Consider the following 5233-nt stretch of genomic DNA (forward strand, 5'->3'; position numbering starts at 1 on the left):
ATCGTGGTGATGCGCATTATGTGTCGTCGCGGCTTCGAAATGGACTTTGCTGAACTGTTGCTGGAAGACTACAAAGCCTCCCTGAAATATCTCAGCGATCACCCGAAACTGCAGGGTATTGCCCAACAGAACAGCTTTAAACATACCTGATAACGTTTAACGGTAACGGTGTCCCGAAACGAACCCGTTTCGGGACAATTTCCAAAGTCTGTTCACTGGCATTAGCAACGGAAAATATTGTTCTGAATACGCTTCAGAACAAAACAGGTGCGGTTCCGACAGGAATACCGTTTTAGGGGGATAATATGGCTACATCAGTACAGACAGGTAAAGCTAAGCAGCTCACATTACTCGGCTTTTTTGCCATAACGGCATCGATGGTAATGGCTGTTTATGAATACCCTACCTTCGCAACATCGGGCTTTTCATTAGTCTTCTTCCTGCTATTAGGCGGGATTTTATGGTTTATTCCCGTGGGACTTTGTGCTGCGGAAATGGCCACCGTCGACGGCTGGGAAGAAGGTGGTGTCTTCGCCTGGGTATCAAATACTCTGGGGCCGAGATGGGGATTTGCAGCGATCTCATTTGGCTATCTGCAAATCGCCATTGGTTTTATTCCGATGCTCTATTTCGTGTTAGGGGCACTCTCCTACATCCTGAAATGGCCAGCGCTGAATGAAGACCCCATTACCAAAACTATTGCAGCACTCATCATTCTTTGGGCGCTGGCATTAACGCAGTTTGGTGGCACGAAATACACGGCGCGAATTGCTAAAGTTGGCTTCTTCGCCGGCATCCTGTTACCTGCATTTATTTTGATTGCATTAGCGGCTATTTATCTGCACTCCGGTGCCCCCGTTGCTATCGAAATGGATTCGAAGACCTTCTTCCCTGACTTCTCTAAAGTGGGCACCCTGGTTGTATTTGTTGCCTTCATTTTGAGTTATATGGGCGTAGAAGCATCCGCAACCCACGTCAATGAAATGAGCAACCCAGGGCGCGACTATCCGTTGGCTATGTTACTGCTGATGGTGGCGGCAATCTGCTTAAGCTCTGTTGGTGGTTTGTCTATTGCGATGGTCATTCCGGGTAATGAAATCAACCTCTCCGCAGGGGTAATGCAAACCTTTACCGTTCTGATGTCTCATGTGGCACCGGAAATTGAGTGGACGGTTCGCGTGATCTCCGCACTGCTGTTGCTGGGTGTTCTGGCGGAAATCGCCTCCTGGATTGTTGGTCCTTCTCGCGGGATGTATGTCACAGCGCAGAAAAACCTGCTGCCAGCGGCATTCGCTAAAATGAACAAAAATGGCGTACCGGTAACGCTGGTCATTTCACAGCTGGTGATTACTTCTATCGCGTTGATCATCCTCACCAATACCGGTGGCGGTAACAACATGTCCTTCCTGATCGCACTGGCGCTGACGGTGGTGATTTATCTGTGTGCTTATTTCATGCTGTTTATTGGCTACATTGTGTTGGTTCTTAAACATCCTGACTTAAAACGCACATTTAATATCCCTGGTGGTAAAGGGGTGAAACTGGTCGTGGCAATTGTCGGTCTGCTGACTTCAATTATGGCGTTTATTGTTTCCTTCCTGCCGCCGGATAACATCCAGGGTGACTCTACCGATATGTATGTTGAATTACTGGTCGTTAGTTTCCTGGTGGTACTTGCCCTGCCCTTTATTCTCTATGCTGTTCATGATCGTAAAGGCAAAGCGAATACCGGCGTCACTCTGGAGCCAATCAACAGTCAGAACGCACCAAAAGGTCACTTCTTCCTGCACCCGCGTGCACGTTCACCACACTATATTGTGATGAATGACAAGAAACACTAACTATGTCTGAATGGTTATAAGACAAGGGAGCGATAATTCATCGCTCCCTTTTTCGTGCTTGCTGTCGTATTGACTTAACCGGGATAAGTACGAGAATGAGCGCACATCTGTTTACCGGAAACCAGCACATATGGATATCTGCTCCCGAAACGAGAAATTAACGATTAGAAGACCAGCGATACTGGTTGCACTGGCACTTTTACTGTGTAGTTGTAAAAGCACGCCTCCAGAGTCCATGGTGACACCACCAGCGGGTTCAAAGCCACCAGCCACGACGCAACAATCGTCACAACCGATGCGTGGTATCTGGCTGGCCACGGTGTCTCGCCTCGACTGGCCACCGGTTTCCTCGGTTAACATTAGTAACCCCACCAGCCGGGCCCGTGTACAACAACAGGCGATGATCGACAAACTGGATCATCTGCAACGTCTCGGTATAAACACGGTCTTTTTCCAGGTCAAGCCGGACGGTACCGCCCTGTGGCCATCGAAAATTTTGCCGTGGTCCGATCTTATGACCGGTAAGATTGGTGAAAATCCGGGTTACGATCCGCTGCAATTCATGCTCGACGAAGCCCACAAGCGTGGGATGAAAGTACACGCCTGGTTTAACCCCTATCGCGTATCGGTTAATACGAAACCCGGTACTATCAGGGAACTGAATAGCACTCTGTCTCAACAACCGGCGAGCGTCTATGTACAACACCGTGACTGGATCAGAACGTCTGGCGATCGCTTTGTCCTCGACCCGGGCATCCCTGAGGTTCAGGACTGGATCACATCAATAGTCGCAGAAGTGGTTTCCCGCTATCCGGTAGATGGCGTGCAGTTTGACGACTATTTCTATACTGAGTCACCGGGTTCACGGCTAAATGATAACGAAACGTACCGCAAATACGGAGGCGCATTTGCGTCAAAAGCAGACTGGCGGCGCAACAATACTCAGCAGTTAATTGCAAAAGTATCGCACACCATTAAAAGCATTAAGCCGGGAGTCGAATTTGGCGTTAGCCCGGCAGGCGTGTGGCGTAACCGATCACACGATCCGCTCGGTTCCGATACCCGAGGCGCGGCAGCCTATGACGAATCCTACGCTGACACCCGTCGATGGGTGGAACAAGGATTGCTGGATTACATTGCTCCCCAAATTTACTGGCCGTTCTCACGGAGTGCCGCGCGTTATGACGTGTTGGCAAAATGGTGGGCGGATGTCGTTAAACCGACCAGGACCCGCCTGTATATCGGTATCGCCTTCTATAAAGTGGGTGAACCTTCAAAGATAGAGCCAGACTGGATGATTAACGGCGGCGTACCGGAACTGAAAAAGCAGCTCGATCTTAACGATGCGGTACCAGAAATTAGCGGCACCATCTTGTTCCGTGAGGACTATCTGAATAAACCGCAGACTCAACAAGCGGTCAGCTATCTGCAAAGTCGTTGGGGCAGTTGAACTCCCATTTTTACTTTGTAACAAGCCAGTGCTTTACCCACTGGCTTGTTACCCTCTTGAAATATCCCACTAGTAATCATGCTTACATAAGTCAAATTAACCACACAATTAACCACACTTAGTTAAACAGCCATAATCCCCCTAATAAAAATGTATGAATATGAAAAACCATACGATATTCGCAGTCACCGAAAAATAATTACGATGGGCTATACTCTTCTGAAGAACAGTAGCGTAGATTGAAACTGTCCTAAGTCGCTTATTTCTTTTCAGTATATCTTCATATTTCAGGAGAATATGGTGCAGTTAGTCGATCTCGCACGTTGCGTTTCATTTTGATTCCGTCTGATTTCCCAGCCTTATAAGGGTGTGAATTATGGAGATGTATTTTAAAAGAATGAAAGATGAGTGGACCGGACTTGTCGAGCAGGCAGATCCGCCCATTCGTGCTAAAGCCGCGGAAATTGCCGTTGCGCATGCTCATTATCTGAGTATCGAGTTTTATCGAATTGTCCGCATCGACCCGCATGCCGAAGAATTCTTGGGTAATGAACAAGTTGAGCGGCAGTTGAAAAGTGCGATGGAACGCTGGATTATTAACGTGCTTTCTGCCCAGGTTGACGATGCCGAAAGGCTAATACAAATCCAGCATACCGTCGCGGAAGTGCATGCCCGCATAGGAATTCCGGTAGAAATTGTCGAGATGGGGTTTCGGGTGCTGAAAAAGATCCTCTATCCGGTAATCTTCTCTTCGGATTATTCTGCCGCAGAAAAACTTCAGGTCTACCATTTCTCGATTAACAGTATTGATATCGCTATGGAAGTGATGACCCGCGCGTTTACCTTTAGTGACAGTAGTGCCTCAAAAGAAGATGAAAACTATCGTATCTTCTCGTTACTGGAAAACGCCGAAGAAGAAAAAGAACGGCAAATAGCCTCAATACTTTCATGGGAAATAGATATCATCTATAAAATCCTGCTGGATTCTGATTTAGGCAGTAGTTTGCCTTTAAGCCAGGCTGATTTTGGCCTGTGGTTTAACCATAAAGGTCGACATTATTTTAGTGGCATTGCCGAAGTAGGCCATATCTCCCGTCTGATTCAGGATTTCGACGGTATTTTCAATCAAACCATGCGTAACACCAGGAATTTGAATAACAGAAGTCTGCGGGTGAAATTTTTATTACAGATAAGAAATACCGTATCGCAAATTATTACCTTGCTGCGTGAATTGTTTGAAGAAGTATCGCGCCACGAAGTCGGTATGGATGTACTGACGAAATTACTTAACCGCCGTTTCCTGCCGACTATCTTCAAACGCGAAATTGCCCATGCCAACCGGACCGGTACACCGCTGTCAGTGCTGATTATTGACGTTGATAAATTCAAAGAGATCAACGATACGTGGGGCCATAACACTGGCGATGAAATTCTGCGTAAAGTCTCTCAGGCCTTTTATGACAACGTCCGCAGTAGTGATTATGTTTTCCGCTACGGGGGCGATGAATTTATCATTGTTTTGACTGAAGCTTCTGAAAACGAAACGTTACGTACCGCAGAACGTATTCGCAGTCGGGTGGAGAAAACCAAACTGAAAGCCGCAAACGGCGAAGATATTGCCCTCTCACTTTCCATCGGTGCCGCCATGTTTAATGGTCATCCTGACTATGAGCGCCTCATTCAAATAGCCGATGAAGCTCTGTATATCGCCAAAAGACGAGGTAGAAACCGTGTTGAACTCTGGAAAGCCAGTCTTTAGATGCGCCAGGATGCAGAGGTAATCATGAAGCTAACCGATGCGGATAATGCCGCCGATGGCATTTTTTTCCCCGCCCTTGAGCAAAATATGATGGGTGCGGTGTTAATTAAGGAAGGTGCGAATAAGCGGGGAAATTCTTCTCGGCTGACTCAGTCATTTCATTTCTTCATGTTTGAGCCGATT

General features: G+C 47.3%; 3 protein-coding genes and 2 pseudogenes. All 5 read left to right on the forward strand.

What is annotated here, in order from left to right:
* Window positions 1-150 (forward strand): annotated as a pseudogene (locus tag OQV04_RS23410) (glutamate decarboxylase); the annotation flags it as partial.
* 155 nt (window positions 151-305) lie between these two features.
* The gene (gene gadC / locus OQV04_RS23415) at window positions 306-1841 is read left to right on the forward strand and encodes an acid resistance gamma-aminobutyrate antiporter GadC (protein WP_000246019.1); all 1536 of its coding nucleotides are present in this window, start codon (window positions 306-308) and stop codon (window positions 1839-1841) included.
* A gap of 130 nt (window positions 1842-1971) precedes the next feature.
* Window positions 1972-3291, forward strand: coding sequence for a family 10 glycosylhydrolase (locus OQV04_RS23420; protein ID WP_000350379.1), 1320 nt, complete (start codon window positions 1972-1974; stop codon window positions 3289-3291).
* 376 nt (window positions 3292-3667) lie between these two features.
* Window positions 3668-5050: a diguanylate cyclase DosC gene (dosC, locus tag OQV04_RS23430; protein WP_032280869.1), complete on the forward strand. Its 1383-nt coding sequence runs from the start codon at window positions 3668-3670 to the stop codon at window positions 5048-5050.
* Between the two features lie 24 nt (window positions 5051-5074).
* Window positions 5075-5164 (forward strand): annotated as a pseudogene (locus OQV04_RS25305) (PAS domain S-box protein); the annotation flags it as partial.
* Window positions 5165-5233 lie beyond the last annotated feature (69 nt).

This window comes from Escherichia sp. Lx600-2, from assembly GCF_036662595.1.
GTDB lineage: Bacteria > Pseudomonadota > Gammaproteobacteria > Enterobacterales > Enterobacteriaceae > Escherichia > Escherichia coli.